The 16,765-nt window shown below is 60.2% G+C and carries 13 protein-coding genes, 1 pseudogene and 1 riboswitch; of the genes and pseudogenes, 5 read left to right on the top strand and 9 right to left on the bottom strand.

All coding sequences use genetic code 11. The annotated features are described in order from the left end of the window. Nucleotides 1-72: 72 nt before the first annotated feature. The 5 genes from CKW21_RS05255 to CKW21_RS05235 form a co-directional block, all read right to left on the bottom strand. A complete protein-coding gene (locus tag CKW21_RS05255) occupies nucleotides 73-2,811 on the bottom strand; it encodes a LuxR C-terminal-related transcriptional regulator (protein ID WP_095192958.1) in 2,739 nt (912 codons plus the stop codon). A 318-nt stretch (nucleotides 2,812-3,129) separates the two neighbouring features. After that, on the bottom strand, nucleotides 3,130-4,494 hold the full coding sequence (locus tag CKW21_RS05250) for a DUF1329 domain-containing protein (RefSeq protein WP_095192957.1): 1,365 nt from the start codon (nucleotides 4,492-4,494) through the stop codon (nucleotides 3,130-3,132). Nucleotides 4,495-4,522: 28 nt separating this feature from the next. Then, nucleotides 4,523-6,409 carry a DUF1302 domain-containing protein gene (locus tag CKW21_RS05245; RefSeq protein WP_095192956.1) on the bottom strand — a complete coding sequence of 629 codons (1,887 nt, stop codon included), beginning with the start codon at nucleotides 6,407-6,409 and terminating at the stop codon, nucleotides 4,523-4,525. A gap of 338 nt (nucleotides 6,410-6,747) precedes the next feature. Beyond that, entirely contained in the window at nucleotides 6,748-8,430 is a 1,683-nt protein-coding gene (locus CKW21_RS05240) for a fatty acid--CoA ligase (protein WP_095192955.1), read from the bottom strand. Between the two features lie 151 nt (nucleotides 8,431-8,581). Next, complete coding sequence (locus CKW21_RS05235; RefSeq protein WP_095192954.1) at nucleotides 8,582-9,211, bottom strand: LysE family translocator; 630 nt, start codon at nucleotides 9,209-9,211, stop codon at nucleotides 8,582-8,584. Nucleotides 9,212-9,302: 91 nt separating this feature from the next. Between CKW21_RS05235 and CKW21_RS05230 the strand changes: the two genes are divergently transcribed. The 3 genes from CKW21_RS05230 (at nucleotide 9,303) to CKW21_RS05220 (ending at nucleotide 12,138) form a co-directional block, all read left to right on the top strand. Further along, nucleotides 9,303-10,268 (top strand): 2-hydroxyacid dehydrogenase, encoded by a 966-nt coding sequence (locus CKW21_RS05230; RefSeq protein WP_095192953.1) that lies wholly within the window; start codon nucleotides 9,303-9,305, stop codon nucleotides 10,266-10,268. 33 nt (nucleotides 10,269-10,301) lie between these two features. Further along, the gene (locus CKW21_RS05225; protein ID WP_095192952.1) at nucleotides 10,302-11,300 is read left to right on the top strand and encodes a class I SAM-dependent methyltransferase; all 999 of its coding nucleotides are present in this window, start codon (nucleotides 10,302-10,304) and stop codon (nucleotides 11,298-11,300) included. Between the two features lie 40 nt (nucleotides 11,301-11,340). Beyond that, nucleotides 11,341-11,463: riboswitch (yybP-ykoY riboswitch) on the top strand. 90 nt (nucleotides 11,464-11,553) lie between these two features. Beyond that, nucleotides 11,554-12,138, top strand: coding sequence for a TMEM165/GDT1 family protein (locus CKW21_RS05220; RefSeq protein WP_095192951.1), 585 nt, complete (start codon nucleotides 11,554-11,556; stop codon nucleotides 12,136-12,138). 80 nt (nucleotides 12,139-12,218) lie between these two features. On the opposite strand, the gene CKW21_RS05215 is transcribed toward CKW21_RS05220, so the two are convergent. Next, nucleotides 12,219-13,034 (bottom strand): M48 family metallopeptidase, encoded by an 816-nt coding sequence (locus CKW21_RS05215; RefSeq protein ID WP_095192950.1) that lies wholly within the window; start codon nucleotides 13,032-13,034, stop codon nucleotides 12,219-12,221. Between the two features lie 153 nt (nucleotides 13,035-13,187). On the opposite strand from CKW21_RS05215, the pseudogene CKW21_RS32210 reads away from it, so the two are divergent. Continuing rightward, nucleotides 13,188-14,591, top strand: a pseudogene (locus CKW21_RS32210) (HAMP domain-containing protein); the annotation flags it as partial. Between the two features lie 12 nt (nucleotides 14,592-14,603). Then, nucleotides 14,604-15,446, top strand: coding sequence for a methyl-accepting chemotaxis protein (locus tag CKW21_RS32205; RefSeq protein WP_371917509.1), 843 nt, complete (start codon nucleotides 14,604-14,606; stop codon nucleotides 15,444-15,446). A gap of 130 nt (nucleotides 15,447-15,576) precedes the next feature. Here the strand turns inward: CKW21_RS32205 and CKW21_RS05205 are convergent, their stop codons facing one another. From CKW21_RS05205 to CKW21_RS05195, 3 genes are read right to left on the bottom strand one after another with little or no spacing between them, the layout of a single operon-like run. After that, nucleotides 15,577-16,200 (bottom strand): SOS response-associated peptidase, encoded by a 624-nt coding sequence (locus CKW21_RS05205; RefSeq protein WP_095192948.1) that lies wholly within the window; start codon nucleotides 16,198-16,200, stop codon nucleotides 15,577-15,579. A gap of 36 nt (nucleotides 16,201-16,236) precedes the next feature. Next, nucleotides 16,237-16,497, bottom strand: a complete 261-nt coding sequence (locus CKW21_RS05200; RefSeq protein WP_095192947.1) for a putative signal transducing protein — start codon at nucleotides 16,495-16,497, stop codon at nucleotides 16,237-16,239. Between the two features lie 8 nt (nucleotides 16,498-16,505). Next, entirely contained in the window at nucleotides 16,506-16,688 is a 183-nt protein-coding gene (locus tag CKW21_RS05195) for a CPXCG motif-containing cysteine-rich protein (RefSeq protein WP_095192946.1), read from the bottom strand. Nucleotides 16,689-16,765 lie beyond the last annotated feature (77 nt).

Below are 16,765 nucleotides of genomic sequence, written 5' to 3'. Positions count from 1 at the left end.
AAACGGGGGACGAGCGATTTTCGCACAAATGAGTATCCAGCGATTTGTTGTGCCGTGTAACGTGAAAATTCCTTAACCCAGCACCCCCAACTCCTTGGCCCGTGCCACCGCCTGCGTGCGTCGTTCAACGCCCAGCTTGCTGTTGATATGGCTGGCATGGGTCTTGACCGTGTGCAATGAGATAAACAGCTGATCACTGATTTCCTGGTTCGAGCAGCCTTGGGCAATCAGGCGCAGGACAGCCAATTCACGCGTACTGAGTTGCTCGGTGGCGGGAGCGGACTCCAAGGCAGGTCTGGCAGCCAATGCAGGCAGTTTCTCTGCAAGGTCCTGAGACAAGGTCGTCTGCGCACAGCTTTGCAGTTGTCCGCGAAGCCAGTCCGAATGCTCGGCCAATAGTCTGTCAAACGGTTGCAGAACGCCGCCTGCAGCGGCGTCCAGCGCCTGGTTCAGTGCCTTGCGCGCCTCGGGTTCGCGCCCGCTACCCAGCAACAACGAGACTTTCTGCGTCAACGCCATCGCACTGAGCAGCTGTCGGCCGGATTGCTGACCCTGTTCGAGCAACGCGTTCAAACGCCCCTCGGCGAGCATCGGCTGCCCCTGAATGACCTCCAGCAAAGCCTGTTGCAGCTCGATGTGCAGGGGGAGTTGCGGGTGGAATTCCGGCGGAGCTGCCGGGTGCCCACCGTTATAGGTTTGACCCAGCCGCGCCAGCCAGGCTTGCGCAAGATCGATGCGCCCCTGGGCCAGCCAGAGTTCACATTTGACCAAGGTGATCATCGCCAGATAGTAGATCGGCGGCACGTCCCAGATATGCATCAGTCGTTCGGCTTCACTCAGTTCGGCAAAGGCCTTGGCGAATTCGCCGCAACTGCCTTCAAGCCGGGCGATGACGCAATGCCCGATCAATACGCTGATGTCACGACAGGCTCGCGCCTCGCTCAAGCCTGCCTGCAAGCGCACCCGCGCCGCTTGCGGTTGCATGCGCAGCGCCAGCAGAAAACCTTCGTACAACGTCAGCCGTGCGCGTACGGCGTAGAGTCGTTGCGGTGACAGACCCTGCAGGCGTTGCAGTCCCTGCCGGACTTCATCCAGCGAGCGCAGGATTTCCCCTCGTGCTTGCAGCACGCGTGCGCGGTCGTAGTGGGCCAGCGCTTCGAACAATGGGTTGCCGACCCGTTGCGCCAGTTCCAGCGAATCACGGTTCAACCCGCGCGCACGCCACAAGTCACCGTCGGCAATGGCCAGGTTGGACAGGGTCGAAAGGCACATCAACCGCTGGCCGTAACGCTTGCACGGCAGGCTCTCCAGCGCTTCGGTGCAATAACGCAGCGTGAGTTCACGATTACCGCGGCCACGAGCGATGATCCCGCTCAAGGCCAGCCATTGCGCCAGCATCGACTTCTGCGCGGTGGCGGACGGGGCCGGCAGGAAACGGCTCAAATGGCTGGCCAGTTCCTCGGCGGCATCCAGCTGACAGGCCAGTCCCAACGCCCAGCTGTAGAGCACGATCAGTCGTGGTGTACTGATCAGCAGGCTGTCGGGCAAGTCCATTTTCCAGCGCAGCAACATGCCGACATTCTGCTCGGCCAGCAGTTGTTCTTCCGACAGGTTTTGCACCAGGTTCGCCGCGACGTCCAGATGCCCGGCGCGCAACGCCTGCTCTACCGCTTCATCGAGCAGCCCCTGGGCATTGAACCAGCGACAGGCGCGCAGGTGCAGACTGGCGGCCGGCACCATCGACTGGGCGACAGGCCGCGAGCGCAGCAGATCGGAAAACAGATGGTGGTAGCGATACCAGTGGCCATGCTCGTCCAGCGGCACCAGAAACACCTGATGGGCCGCCAGAAAGCGCAGGATTTCGGCACTGTCATGGGCGTCGCGTACGGCATCGCACAATTCGCTGCAGAAGCGCTCCTGAGGCGCCGTATCGTAGAGAAACGCCTGCACCTCGGCCGGCAGGCAATCGATCACCTCTTCAAGCAGGTAGTCGCGGATCAGGCCTTCACCCCCGTGAAGCGCCTGGGGCAATGCGCCTTGCGTACCTGCTTCCGATGCCGCCAGCAGCCAGAAACGCAATCCCGCCACCCAGCCCTCGCTACGTTGAATCAGGTTCTCCAACGCCTCACCGCGCAAGGAGCTGCTGTGCCGGTCGAGCAGGCTCAAGGCTTCATCGTGGGTCAGGCGCAGGTCTTGTTCATGCAGCTCCAGCAGTTGCCGCGACAGCCGCAGCCGTGCCAGATGCCAGTCGGGACGCTGGCGGCTGGTGACCATCACCAGCAGGCCATCGGGAAGGTGGTTGAGGAAGAACTGCAGGCAGCGATCGAGTACCGGGCCCTGGGCCAGATGATAGTCATCGAGCACCAGCAACAGTGGCGTCGCCGTCGACAGATGCACGGCCAGTTCGTCGAGCAAGCCGTCCAGCCACTCTTCGAAGGCGAACGGCTGATGGCGCTGACGCATTTTCAACAGTCCAAGGGACTGCCTGCCCAATTGCGGGTAATAGTCTTGAAGGCCTTCGAGCAATCGCTCGAGGAATCGACCGGGGTCACTGTCCCGCGGGCTCAACCCCAACCATAGGCTTTGCCAGTGTGCCGGCAGCGCCTGGCAGAACTCCACCGCCAATGAACTCTTGCCGAACCCCGCCGGGGCGCTGACCAGCAGCAGCCTGCCACCGAGCCCCGCACTCAGACGCTCGCACAGGCGCGGACGCAGTACATGGCCGTCGGGCAATGGCGGTCGGAAAAAGCGCCCGTCCAGCGCGGCGACAGCGACGCTTGCAGGACCTGGTGGGGGGGACAGATCAGTCATGGCCGGCTCTTGTTTGAAATGCGGGTGGCGGCGTTGCAGATGTCCGCAGACTAGCGGTAAACGAGAAGGGAATGAAGGCAATTGCTACAAATGGCTACAAAAAGTCTACGAACCTCAACGGTAGGAGCAGCCGGTCGACGCTCGATTGCTCGCGAAAAACCCGAGAGCTGCGCGGGGTGTCAGGTTTCATGCGTTATCGTTGACGACCATCGCGAGCAGGCTCGCTCCTACAGTCGCACGCACCGTTTCGACCTCAAAAAAAAACGCCCCGAACCAGTCGGGGCGTTTCAGGAGGATGCGGCCTCGGGTTGCTATGGCTTAGCGAATACCTTCCTGACGCAGGGCGTTCGGCGTGAAGTCCGCGGTGGTGGCGGTGAAGCCGAAGTCATACGCCGACTTCTCTTCGTTCTTCATGCCCAGTGCCAGGTAACGGCCCGATTGCAGGTCGTACAAAGCCTCCAGGGTGTACCACGGAACCTGGACGTTGTAGTAGTTCTGGGCATGAGCTTCCGCCACACGCCACAGTTGATCACGACCATCGTAGTGGTCGATCACTGCTGCTTGCCAGGTGTCTTCGTCGATATAGAAGTCACGTTTGGCGTAGATGTGACGCTGGCCTGGCTTCAAGGTTGCCACCACATGCCAGACCCGGCGTAGCTCGTAGCGAGCCAGGTCCTGGTTGATGTGACCGGCCTTGATGATGTCGGCGTACTTGAGCTTCGGATCGTCGAGCTTGTAGCTGTCGGAAGCGATGTACATTTCCTTCTTGCCTTCGAGTTTCCAGTCGTAACGATCCGGCGCACCGTTGTACATGTCCAGGTTGTCGGAGGTACGCAGACCATCGGCAGCGGTACCCGGACCGTCATAAGACACTTGTGGTGCACGGCGCACGCGACGCTGACCAGCGTTGTAGACCCACGCCCCACGAGGTTCCGCCACCTGGTCGAGGGTTTCGTGCACCAGCAGCACACCACCGGCCAGACGTGCCGGGGCGGTCACTTTCTGCTTGAAGTAGAACAGGATGTTGCCCGGGTTCGCCGGATCGTAATCCTTCATCTTGTCACGGAACACGAACTGGTCCTGGAAATACACCAGGCTGAACGAGCCGTTTGCCTGCGGCGTGGCCTGGGTTACCAGACGGGTCACGCTGCCGCCGCGATAGCGGGTGATGTGGTTCCAGATCACTTCGACGCCACTTTTCGGAATCGGGAACGGTACCGCGGTTTCAAAGTTTTTCAGCCCGTTGCCGCCGGAGACCAGCTCCGTGTTGGTGGCGTTCTTCTTGATGGAGGCGAACACATCATCCGGCACGGTAGCACCGCGATGGGACGGGTAGACCGGCATCTTGTAGGTTTCCGGGTAACGCTTGAACATCGCGTACTGCCCCGGAGCGAGCTTGCCCTTGTACTGGTCAACGTTCTGCGCGGTGATGGTGAACAGCGGTTTTTCGCTGGCGTACGGATCGGACAGGAAGCCCTTGCTGTCGACGGTGCCAGCATTTTTCGGCATCGGTTTCCAGGCCGGAATCGAACCGTCGGCGTTACCCGCCGCCTCAGCCCCCATCGGGGTCAGGCTCTTGCCCAATTTGTCCGCTTCGGCCGCCGGAACCGCTGCCATTACGCTGGTCGCCAGCAGGGAAAGCCCCAGGACACCGGCGTGGAACAGACTCTTTGTTATTTTCATGTGTGTACTCGTCCTGAAAATACGGTGCTTAGAAGTTCACGCCGAAGCTGAGCGCAACGAAGTCGCGATCATCCACGGTGGTGTACTTGCCGTCGAAGAAGTTGGTGTATGCCAGGCTTGCGGTGTAGGTGTTCTGGTACTCGGCGTCGACACCCAGGCTGACCGCTTTGCGACCTTCCTCGAAGTTGCCGCCAGGACCAGGCGAGTAACCTTCCACGTCGTGGGACCAGGCCACGTTCGGCTTGAGGTTCACACCGGCGAAGACGTCGTTGTATTCCCAGATCGCACGACCGCGATAGCCCCACGAGGTCGCCGTGGTGAAGCCTTCGTTGTTGCAATTGCGGCTGAGGTTGTTGGTCGGAGTACCCGGACCGGCACCGTTGATGGTGCTCTGGTTGAGTGCCACGCAAGTGTTGGCGCCGCCGGTGGTCGGCAATTCACCAGGACCGTAGACCGGATCACGGCCATAACGGACGTCGGAGGTGCTTTCCAGGCCGCCGACGTGGGTGACGCCCACTTCACCCACCAGGGTCAGACGGCTAGCGCCCATGACCTGATCGAAGAAGTGCGTCAGGGTGGTCTGGAACTGGGTGACTTCCTTGCGGCGATAGCCGTGCAGGTCCTGACCCGGTACACCGGCCAGCAGCGAAGCGTTGGTCAGCGCACCGCCCAGAGGACGTACACCGGCGAACAGGATATCGGTGGAGTTGAGCTGCACCGGTGCGTTCGGACGGTAGCTGATTTCACCGCTCCACGCCGTACCGGTAGGCAGGGTGGTGGAGAAGCTCAAGCCGTAGAGGCGGATGTCTTCCGGATACTCGACGAAGTAGCTCGAGTTACCCGCGACGATCAGCGGCGCCAGGGCACGCAATTGCGCCGGCAAGGCACCGACCCTGGCAAAGGTCGAGGCTGGAGCGCCCGTGGCACTGAAGATCGGCGCACGGCTGTGGTAGTTCATGAAATAGGCACCGAACTCGGTGTCCAGCGGATCGAACATGTATTTGAGGGACATGCCCCACTGACCACTGTCCCGCGCATCGCGGTCCGGGCCACGACGCACCAGCACACCTTCGTTGTTGGCGTCGACACCCAGCGCAGTCAGTGTCGGCAGCGCTGCGGCAGGAATCGTCGAGCGGCTGTTCAATACGCGCAGGTTGTCGGTGCAACCATCGGCAATGATGTCGGGTTGCGAGAAGAACGTGCCGCAGTTGTCGACGACGGTCTGGTCCCATTCGATCTGGTAGAAGGCGTCGGCCGACAGATTGTCGGTGAGGCTCTGGGACACGTAGAACATGTTGACCGGGATCAGGCCTTCCTTGATCTCGGCACCTGGACGACGGAACGCGGAGACGTCGATCGGGTTGATCGAGTTGATACCGCTGCCGATGAAGGTACTTTCACCCCAGCTCACGACCTGTTTGCCCAGACGCACGGAACCCGGCTGATCGGCGATGGAGTAGTTGTGATAGACGAAGGCATCGAGGATCTGGCCGCCGGCGGATTTGGCGCCTTCCTTGCGGTTGCTGTCGCTGATGTCCTTGAACGGACGGCTTTCGTCCTTGAGTTCGAAGTCGTACCAGTATTTGCCACGGACGAAAACGCCGGTGTCGCCGTATTTCAACTCAAGGTCATGAATGCCCTTGAAGATTTTCGAGAAGGTTTTACCACTCTCGAAGTTCAAGTGACCGTCGTCGGAAGTCTGGGACAGGCCGCGGCCGCCGTTGTTGACGCCGATGAGGTTCTTGTTGGCGCTCTCAGTAGACCAACTGGCACCGATCGACAGGGATGAGTCGAACTGACCTTCGATTTCACCAACGTTGAAGCTGACGCCGAATGCAGGCCCGGCGAGCGTAGAGGCAAGGCTGACGGCCAGAGGCAGTTTAGCCCGGCGCCAGAACTGGTTTACTGATGTCATCGACGCTACTCCATGTGCATTTTATTGTTATGGCAGTGAGCACTTTTAAAAACGCTTGGAGGACAGGGAGCCATGGCATCCCAAAGTCATTCCAAAGTTGCATCGCCCCGGTTTGTGCGTTTGCTCCGTTCTTAAAAATCCTTGAGCGGACTATAGCCAGCAGGTAGTAGTGCTTGATCCCTCTAAAGTGTGATTTGCACCCGCCAGCCACTCTGGAACAGTCCTTTCGCCAGACCGACACCCGTCGGCACGGCAAGGATGGCTCAAATTTCGGATTTGACAAGCCAAGCGCTTGCTTGGTGGGGCTGGCGTGCCTTTTCGGGCACGCCAAAGGGGGCTTAAAGCGTCGAAAGGAAGGTGCTGTTGGTGGCTTGCCATTCGAGGATGTCGACGCGAATTTTCTTCTTGTCGAGCTTGCCGACACTGGTCTTGGGAATTTCAGTAACAAGGGCGATCTGACTGGGGATAGCCCACTTGCTCAAGTGACCCAGTTCCACGAACGGTTTGAGGTGTTCCTTGAGTTCCCGGGCCCCGATCTGATGGCCTTCACGCAGCACCAGCAAGGCAAACGGCCGCTCGCCCCACTGCGGATCGGCAATCCCCACCACTGCTACTTCGCGTACCGCCGGGTGGCGACTGATCAGGTCTTCGAGGTCGAGAGAGGAGATCCACTCGCCGCCCGTCTTGATCACGTCCTTGATCCGGTCGCGAATGTCGATCACGCCCATGCTGTCCAGCGTCGCCACGTCACCGGTGTGCAACCAGCCCCCGGCCCAGAGCTCGGCGCCTTTCTGCGGTTCGTTGAAATACCCTTCGGTTAGCCACGGCGCACGCAACACCAGTTCCCCCTGGGTCTCGCCGTCGGCAGGGAGGAAGTTACCCTCGGTGTCGACAATCGCCGCCTCCACCAATGGCCCCGGCACGCCGGCCTTGATCCGATACGTCGTGCGCTCGTCTTCGGTACCGGCCATCAACTCGTCGTTGAGGTGCGCGCACGATACCAGTGGCCCGGTTTCCGACATGCCGTACGCCGCGGTCAATTGAATGCCTTTGGCCTTGGCCGCGTCATACAGCGCACGATTGAGCGCACTGCCGCCGATGACGATTTTCCAGCCACCGAAGTCAGTATTTTGCGCCGCCTTGGCATTGAGGACCATTTGCAGGATGGTCGGCACACAGTGGGAGAAGGTGACCTTTTCCTTGCGCCACAACTCCACCAGGAACTCCGGGTCGTAACGGCCGGGATAAACCTGCTTGAGCCCCAGCATGGTCGCTACATACGGCAGCCCCCAGGCGTGTACGTGGAACATCGGGGTGATGGGCATGTACACATCGTTGGTACCCAGCAAGCGCACGCTGTCGATCGCGCCCATGATGGTCGACACGCCCATGGTGTGCAGCACCAGTTGCCGATGGGTGAAATACACGCCCTTGGGATTACCGGTGGTGCCGGTGGTATAGAACGTGGTCGCGACCGAGTTTTCGTCGAAGTCCTGGAAGTCGTATTGCGGACTCGCGGCGGCCAGCAACTGCTCATACTCGCCGACGAGATTCGGCAAGTCAGCGGTTTTGTCCGGCAGGTCGGTCAACAACAGGGTTTTCTCGACGGTGGTCAAGTGCCCCGCAATCGCCTTATACAGCCCCTCGAACTCGCTGTTGACCAGCACGTAGCGGTCCTCGGCGTGGTTCATGGTGTAGAGGATCTGCTCCGGCGACAGGCGCACGTTGATGGTATGGATCACGGCGCCGATCATCGGAATGGCGAACATGCATTCCAGATAACGATGACTGTCCCAATCCATCACCGCCACGGTGTCCCCGGGCTTGACCCCGGCCGCCGTCAACACGTTGGCCAGCCGCGCGACCCGTTCGATCAGGGTCGGATAGCTGTAGCGCAACTGGTCGCGGTAAACGATCTCACGGGTTTTCTCATAACGCGTACCGGACATCAGGAGCCGTTTGATCAGCAGCGGATACTGGTAAGCGCCTTCGGCTGGGGGGATAACGCGTGTCTGCAACATAAGAATCCCTTTTCTGACTGCACGGTCGTGGCTGAAAGTAAGCACTTTAGTGCCCCTGATCGCCAGCCAAATCAGCCAAAGGAATGATTTGCAGAACCGCCCAAATGCTAGCGTTGCGCCAGCATTTGTGGGCAGTCGTCGAACGTTACAGTCAGTGCATCTCGGTAAACGCCAGCTTCACGCCGATCGCAATCAACACCGCGCCCATGGTCCGGTCGAACCAGTGGCCCATGCGGGCGAAACCGGCGCGCACGCGCTGCTGGCTGAACAGCATCGCCACCAGGCAGAACCAGATCGCCGTCGCCGCTGCGAGGTAAATACCGTAACCGGCCTGCACCGTCAGTGGTGTGTGCGGATTGATCACCACGGTGAACAACGACAGGAAAAACAGCGTGGCTTTCGGATTCAGGCCGTTGGTCACGAAACCCGACGTGAAAGCGCCGCGGGCCGTGCGCTCGCCCGCTTCCTTGTGCAGGTCGTCCGCCACGGCCTTGGCCGGTTGCGCCCGCAGCGCCTTGAAGCCGATGTACAGCAGGTAAGCGGCGGCGGCCCATTTCAGGGCGTTGAACAGCACGATCGACTGGGACACGATCAGACCGATACCCAACAGCGAATAGCCAACATGCAGGAAAATCGCCGAGCCCACGCCCAGCGCCGTCCAGGTACCGGCGCGACGTCCGTGGGTCACGCTCTCACGCACCACCACGGCAAAGTCCGGGCCGGGGCTGGCCACGGCCAGCAGGTGAATCAGAGCAACGGTCAAGAACTCGGTCCAGTACATGGGGGCTCCTTCAGGCCAAGCGTAACTATTTATTTCATCTGGTAGGCTGGGCAGATTACGCCTTCAGTTCACCGCACAAAAGGTACAGTTGATGACGAACATTCGCCGCGCCGTTTTCCTCGACCACCCGTCCCTGGATCTGGGCGATCTCGACCTCAGCCCGCTTCGCGGATGCTTCAGCCAATTGCAGCTGCTCCCCCAGACCTTGCCCGATCAAGTGGTCGAACATCTGAAGGGCGCAACCGTCGCCATCACCAACAAGATCATGATCGACGCTGCCGCCATCGCCGCCAGCCCCGAACTGAAGCTGATCCTGATCACCGCCACCGGCACCAACAACGTCGACCTCGCGGCTGCCCGCGCCCACGGGATTACCGTGTGTAACTGCCAGGGCTACGGCACGCCCTCCGTGGCGCAACATACGATCATGCTGCTGCTCAACCTGGCGACACGCCTGGCCGATTATCAAAAAGCCGTCGGTGAAGGTCGCTGGCAACAGGCGAAGCAGTTCTGCCTGCTGGACTACCCGATCGTCGAGCTGGAAGGCAAAACCCTCGGTTTGCTCGGTCACGGTGAACTCGGCGGCGCCGTCGCGCGACTGGCCGAAGCTTTCGGCATGCGCGTGCTGCTGGGCCAGATCCCGGGGCGCCCTGCCCGTTCCGACCGTTTGCCGCTGGACGAGCTGCTGCCGCAGATCGACGCACTGACCTTGCACTGCCCGCTCAACGAACACACCCGACACTTCATCAGCGCCCGTGAACTGGCCTCGATGAAGCCCGGCGCGTTCGTGGTCAATACCGCCCGTGGCGGCCTGATCGATGAACAAGCGCTGGCCGACGCCTTGCGCAATGGTCATCTGGGCGGAGCCGCCACCGACGTGCTGAGCGTCGAGCCACCGGTCAATGGCAACCCATTGCTGGCCCACGACATCCCACGACTGATCGTTACCCCGCACAACGCCTGGGGCAGTCGCGAAGCGCGGCAGCGAATCGTTGGCCAAGTGACCGAAAACGCCTTGGGATACTTCAGCGGTAAGGCGCTGCGGGTCGTCAGTTGATAAACTGCGGCACTTTTTTCCACAGGAGCAGTTATGGATCCGCGCAGTGAAGTACTGCTTCGTCAGGCTGAATTATTCCAGGGTCCGGTGTTGCTGGCCGGTTTGCCCGCCGATGATTTGCTCGGCCGCCTGCCCGCCGCTCGCGGCTGGTGCTGGCATGCCGGCGATCAAGCCGCGCTGGACGCACGCTTTGCCGGGCGCAGCGATTTTGGTGTGAACGCGCCTGAATTCGAATTCGAATCCGCCGTGGTGTTTCTGCCCAAATCCAAGGATCTGACCGATTACATCCTCAATGCCGTGGCTTCGCGCCTGGAAGGTCGTGAGGTGTTCCTGGTTGGCGAGAAAAAAAGCGGCATCGAAGGTGCGGCCAAGCAACTGAACCCGTTCGGCAAGCCACGCAAACTCGACAGCGCGCGGCATTGCCAGCTCTGGCAAGTCACCGTGGCCAACGCCCCGCAAGCCAAACCTCTGGAAAGCCTGGCCCAGGAATACGAACTGCCACTGGCCGAAGGCCCGCTCAAAGTCATCAGCCTGCCGGGGGTTTTCAGCCATGGTCGGCTGGATCGTGGCAGCGCGCTGTTGCTGGAGCACCTGGACAAACTGCCGAGCGGCCATTTGCTGGACTTCGGTTGCGGTGCCGGGGTGTTGGGGGCTGCGGTAAAACGTCGCTATCCACATAACCAGGTGACGTTGCTGGATGTCGACGCGTTTGCCGCCGCCAGCAGCCGTTTGACCCTGGCTGCCAACGGTCTGGAAGCCGAAGTCATCACGGGCGATGGCATTGACGCGGCACCGATGGGATTGAATGCGATTTTAAGCAATCCACCGTTCCATGTCGGGGTCCACACAGACTATTACGCAACAGAGAATCTGCTGCGAAAAGCGGCCAAACATCTGAAAAACGGTGGCGAACTGCGCTTGGTGGCCAACAGCTTCCTGAAGTATCAACCTTTGATCGAAGAGCATTTGGGCGTGTGCGCGATCAAGGCTGAAGGACAGGGCTTTCGAATCTATCGGGCCAAACGCGGGTAAAATTTTGTACTTGCCCAATCGGATTTGCCTAGGCAGAATCCGCTCCGTCCTAGGGGAGTAGTCTCCCACGAGCGCCATGCTCGTCCGGCATGCGTCAACATACTTGGTCAAAAGACCATGGCGCATGCGACCCAAGCGTCCGCATCAGACGGATCGCAGGGTTTGACAAGACCTATGACACGAACACCTTACCCGGGGCGGGAAGGCTGTACGTGTCATAGCCGTGTCGACCCGCCCCTTAGGAAAACCCCTGATGCTGGATTCATTACTCGTACCCACCGCAATCGTTGCCTTGGCCGAAATCGGCGACAAGACGCAACTGCTCGCGCTCATTCTCGCTGCCCGCTTCCGCAAGCCATGGCCAATCATCGCCGGCATCGTGGCCGCAACCTTGGCCAACCACGCGGCAGCCGGTGCGGTGGGTGCCTGGGTCGGCAGTTTCTTTTCGGACACTTTGTTGCACTGGATCCTCGCGGCGAGCTTCGCAGCGACCGCCCTGTGGACCCTGGTACCGGACAAGATGGATGACGACGAAGCCAGCACCGCCCGCAAGTTCGGACCGTTCCTGACCACGCTGATTGCGTTTTTCCTGGCGGAAATCGGCGACAAGACCCAGATCGCAACCGTGATGCTCGCCGCGCAGTATCCGGAGTTGTGGCTGGTGATCATCGGCACCACCCTCGGCATGCTGATTGCCAACGTACCGGTGGTTCTGGCGGGTAACTTTGCGGCGGATAAATTGCCATTGACGCTGATTCGTCGCCTGGCGGCGTCTGCATTCTTTATTCTGGCGATTGTTGCGGTGTACAAGGCGATGCAGAGCAGTGGGTGGGTATAAAGCAGCTGCAAGCTTCAAGCTATAAGCCGCAAGCTTGAAACAGAGCAGATTTGCTTTACTTCAAACTTGCAGCTTGCAGCTTATTTCTTGGCGCTGTTGTACAGCGGCATCACCTTCGGAATCGCCGCCTGCAACGAAGCAGTCCGGCTGCTGGAAGACGGGTGCGTGCTGAGGAACTCCGGCGGAGCACCCTCGCTGGCCTTGCTCATTTTGTTCCACAGGGTGATCGCGGCGTTCGGGTTGTAGCCGGCGCGCGCGGCCAATTCGAGACCGATCAGATCGGCTTCGTTTTCATTGGAACGACTGTTGGGCAACGTCATGCCGTAGTTGGCCACAGCGTCCGCCAGCGCGAGGCTATCCTGGCCCAGACCGAGCAAGGCACCAGCGCCCTGCTTGGCCATTTCCATACCGTAAGCCTTGGACATCGCTTCTCGACCGTGCTCACGCAAGGCGTGGGCGATTTCATGGCCCATGACCGCGGCCAGCTCATCATCGGTGAGTTTCAGGCTGTCGATCAGACCGGTGTACACAAAGATCTTGCCGCCAGGCCCGCAGTTGGCGTTGAGCTCGTCACTCTTGATCAGGTTCACTTCCCATTTCCACTGGGCCGCATCCGGACGGAAGTTCGGCGCCTGGGCAATGAGGCGGTCGGCAATGACCTGAACGCGCTTGGCATCGCTGCTGGTCTTGTCCAGCACGCCTTTGTTGGTCGCTTCACCCACTGTCTTCGTATAAGACTGGGCGTACATCTGATTGACCTCTTCCGAGGACAACATACTGAACATGTACTGTTTGCGCTCAACACCCACAGCGCCACCGCTGGTGGTATTCACCGATTGGCAGCCAGCGAGCAGCAGGCTTGCGCTCAGCCCACACAAAACCAATAACTTGTTCATCAAAAACTCCTTGAAAACATGTTCGTATCCTAGGCGTGGATAGGTATCGGCGCCAGAGACAACGAACGTAAGACGTATATTTCAGACAAAGCTCTCATCGCCGTAGGAAAAAATTCACAAACCCGGGTACACCACGGCCGATAACGGCCTGGGATGATTCATTTACGACATCCAGCACGCAAAAACAGCCATTTCTCCTGCAGCCGCTCATGCCTGTCGAACCCCCTGCCGATACACCTCCGCAGACGATCTTTTGCGTGCGGAGCACCCATGAAATTCAAGTCAATCCAGTTTTCCGTGGCGGCCCTGGCCGGCGCCATCGTTCTCAGTGTCGTGGCAGCGCTGGTGGTATACGCGCTGTTTTCCGGCGCCCGGACGCAAAACATGGTCCAGGAACGGACTCAGGCACAATTCGAGCAAGTCATCGAACAACGCCTGACATCCCTGGCGCAGACCCAGGTCAGCCAGATTCAGCGTGAACTCGAAGCGCCGTTGCTGATAGCCGGCGGGCTGGTGCGCGTCAACACGCTGATCGGCACACCAGGGGCCGATGGACAGCCTGCGCTGAGTCTCAGTCGCGAGCAGTTGATTGGTTTGATCAAGGAAAACGTGGCCAAGAATCCGAAAATCCTCGGTACCTACATTGGCTGGGAAAAAGACGCACTGGATCACAACGATGCGGCCTACATCGGCACCCACGTAGTGGGCATCGACGCCAGCAACGGGCGCTTCCTGCCCTGGTGGTTCCGCAACGAGGACGGCAGCCTCGGCCTGGACAAACTGGTGGACGTGGACGACCAGAAAACCTTGTCCACCGGCGTGCGCGCCAGCGAGTACTACCTGTGCTCGAAAGAAACCAAAAAATCCTGCGTGATCGATCCGGCTCCCTACAAGGTCGGCGACAAAATCGTCATGCTCGCCTCCTTCATCGAACCGATCATGCTCAACGGCGCCTTCCAGGGCATCGTCGGTGCTGACCTGTCGGTGAACTTCATCCAGGAAATGCTCCTGGGCGCCAACCAGAAACTCTACAGCGGCGCCGGGGAAATGGCCCTGATCGGCGGTAACGGGCGGATCGTTGCCTATACCAAGGACCCGAGCAAATTCGGCGAGAAGGTCAGCGACATCCTCGACAGCCAGCAGATCGCCAACATGGCCAATCTCAAGCGCGGCGAAGTCACCTACACCGTCGACAAGGCTCAGGGCCGGATCGAGTTGTACCTGCCCTTCGGCATCGGTCAGACCGACGCCCGCTGGACCCTGATGCTGCAACTGCCGCTGAATGCGGTGATGGCGGATCTGCAGAAGCTTCAGGCCGACCTGAACACCCAGCGCAAATCCGACACCTTCGGCATGGCCATGGTCGGCCTGCTGATTGCCGGTATCGGCCTGCTGGTGATCTGGCTGGTGGGCCACGGCATTGCCCGTCCACTCAAGCAAATGGTCGCCATGCTCGATGACATCGCGCAAGGTGAAGGCGACCTGACCCGTCGCCTGACCAGCGACCGTTCCGACGAACTGGGCTCGATTGCCAAAGGCTTCAACACCTTCCTGGCCAAATTGCAGGCGATGATCACCCAGGTGGTGACCTCGGTGCAGAGCGTCAGCGATTCATCGGAGCACACCGCCGACATCGCCATTCGCACCAACACCGGCGTGCACAAGCAAATGGCCGAGATCGATCAAGTGGCCACCGCCGTGCAGGAAATGACCGCCACCGCCCAGGACGTGGCGCGCAACGCGACCCAGGCCGCGCAAGCCGCCAGCCATGCTGACCTGGCCGCCAGCCAGGGCAAGCAGATTGTCCATGACACGTCGAACTCCATTGGCGCCCTCGCCGTGGAAATCGGCCGGGCGGTCGGCGTGGTGCAGACCCTGGCCAAGGACAGCGAAAACATCAACGCGATCCTCACGGCTATTCGCGGGATTGCCGAACAGACCAACCTGCTGGCCCTGAACGCGGCCATCGAAGCGGCCCGGGCCGGTGAACAGGGTCGTGGCTTTGCGGTGGTGGCTGACGAGGTGCGTAACCTGGCACAGAAGACGCAGAAGGCCACGGAAGAAATCCAGACCATGATTCAGCAGCTGCAACAAGGCACGCGGGATGTGGTGCGGGTCATGGAGGACAGCCAGAACCGTACCGACGAGAGCGTGCAGCACGCAGCCAAAGCGGCCCAAGCGCTGGAAACCATCACGCAGGCGGTGTCGGTCATCAACGATATGAACACCCAGATCGCCAGCGCCGCCGAGGAGCAAAGCGCGGTGGCGGACGACATCAACCGCAACGTGATCAACATCGGGCAAGTGGCCAACGAAGTGGCGGGCGGCGCGGATGAATCAAGCGCGGCCAGTGCGGATTTGACCAAATTGGCCGAGCAGCAGCGACGGTTGATCAATCAGTTCAAGGTCTGATCCAGAGGCCCTTTCGCGAGCAGGCTCGCTCCCACATTGGATCTAAGTGGCACATAAATTTCGTGTTCACTGGAGATCAACTGTGGGAGCGAGCCTGCTCGCGAAGGCGTCAGTAGTAACGCCAAATGACTCAACCCGGGGTCAGACACTCCGGCCCATTGAGCTTCGGATCATTGACCATGTTGGCCAGCACCCGTTCGCGCAACGCGGCGGGTTCACTGGCCAGCAGGGCCTGCAACGCATGCAACGGCGTTTCCGGATCGAGCCAGGCGTCTTGCCCCGCCGCATCGAGAATCAACGGCCGCCGCTGACTGGCAGCCGGCTGAGTAATGACCGCCGTGCTCAGCCACACCTGTTCCTGCACCGGGTACGCCTCCCAGATCGCCGCGAAAAACAGTGACGAGCCCTCTCCCGGCGTCAGCCAGTACGGGCGCTTGCGCGTGGTGCCGCGCCATTCGTAAAAACCGTTGGCCGGCAACAGGCAGCGTCGCTCGCGCAGGGCTTGGCGGAACATCGGCTGCTCGGCCACGGTTTCGGCCCTGGCATGGGCCGGGGTGCGGGATAGATCGGTCAGCCATGGCGGTGTCAGCCCCCAACGCGCACGCGCCAGTTCGCGCTGACCGTCCGCACCGGCACGCAACATCAACACCGAATCATTGGGGGAAATGTTCCACTGGGCCTGCTGATCGGCGGGGAAGCCAGGCAGGGCCGCGAAGGCGGGGTTCCAGCGAAACAGGGCATAACGTCCACACATGGGGCAACACGACTCTTGATCAAACGAACGGCCAGCCTAACAGACCAGCGTGCCCGGAAAGCTCTCCGGTTCATCACCGGAAAGCGGCAGCGCGGCATTGTACGCACTGATCAACTCGCGGGCGTATTCGGCCTGGTCGTTATCCACCGCCAACCCCAACAGACCGAAGATCGGCAGTTCGCCGCTGGCACCGACCAGATCGCGTCCCACCAGATGCGCCTCGATGCCCTCACTGGCAAGCATGCCTTGCAGCAACTCGCCTTCCATCAGGTTTTCCGGTTCGTAGATTCGTTGCATAGATGCCCTTATTCGTTCTCGCTGAATACGTCGAGATGCCATTCTTCGCCGTGTACCTGCAACACAAAGGTTATCGGCCGGCAGCACACCTGACAGTCTTCAATATAGGTCTGATCCCCACCGGACAGGTCCAGGGTGGTTTCCACTTCCTCACCACAATACGGACATTCATAAACGGCATTTTCCAGCATCGCGGTCTCCCAGGTGACTTGTGCGTATAATCGCCGGTCTATTTGCAGGGCTATTTTTGTCTGACTACTTTTTCAGA

Origin of the sequence: Pseudomonas sp. Irchel 3A7, assembly GCF_900187565.1 — a bacterium.
Lineage (GTDB): Bacteria > Pseudomonadota > Gammaproteobacteria > Pseudomonadales > Pseudomonadaceae > Aquipseudomonas.
The sequence above is the reverse complement of the archived record's forward strand: the minus strand, read 5'-3'. Positions and strand labels throughout refer to the sequence as shown.

Excerpts from the sequence above, each read along its gene's own strand:
- CKW21_RS05255 (WP_095192958.1), bottom strand. The coding sequence starts at position 2,811 with ATGACTGATCTGTCCCCCCCACCAGGTCCTGCAAGCGTCGCTGTCGCC.
- CKW21_RS05250 (WP_095192957.1), bottom strand. The coding sequence starts at position 4,494 with ATGAAAATAACAAAGAGTCTGTTCCACGCCGGTGTCCTGGGGCTTTCC.
- CKW21_RS05245 (WP_095192956.1), bottom strand. The coding sequence starts at position 6,409 with ATGACATCAGTAAACCAGTTCTGGCGCCGGGCTAAACTGCCTCTGGCC.
- CKW21_RS05240 (WP_095192955.1), bottom strand. The coding sequence starts at position 8,430 with ATGTTGCAGACACGCGTTATCCCCCCAGCCGAAGGCGCTTACCAGTAT.
- CKW21_RS05235 (WP_095192954.1), bottom strand. The coding sequence starts at position 9,211 with ATGTACTGGACCGAGTTCTTGACCGTTGCTCTGATTCACCTGCTGGCC.
- CKW21_RS05230 (WP_095192953.1), top strand. The coding sequence starts at position 9,303 with ATGACGAACATTCGCCGCGCCGTTTTCCTCGACCACCCGTCCCTGGAT.
- CKW21_RS05225 (WP_095192952.1), top strand. The coding sequence starts at position 10,302 with ATGGATCCGCGCAGTGAAGTACTGCTTCGTCAGGCTGAATTATTCCAG.
- CKW21_RS05220 (WP_095192951.1), top strand. The coding sequence starts at position 11,554 with ATGCTGGATTCATTACTCGTACCCACCGCAATCGTTGCCTTGGCCGAA.
- CKW21_RS05215 (WP_095192950.1), bottom strand. The coding sequence starts at position 13,034 with ATGAACAAGTTATTGGTTTTGTGTGGGCTGAGCGCAAGCCTGCTGCTC.
- CKW21_RS32205 (WP_371917509.1), top strand. The coding sequence starts at position 14,604 with ATGATCACCCAGGTGGTGACCTCGGTGCAGAGCGTCAGCGATTCATCG.
- CKW21_RS05205 (WP_095192948.1), bottom strand. The coding sequence starts at position 16,200 with ATGTGTGGACGTTATGCCCTGTTTCGCTGGAACCCCGCCTTCGCGGCC.
- CKW21_RS05200 (WP_095192947.1), bottom strand. The coding sequence starts at position 16,497 with ATGCAACGAATCTACGAACCGGAAAACCTGATGGAAGGCGAGTTGCTG.
- CKW21_RS05195 (WP_095192946.1), bottom strand. The coding sequence starts at position 16,688 with ATGCTGGAAAATGCCGTTTATGAATGTCCGTATTGTGGTGAGGAAGTG.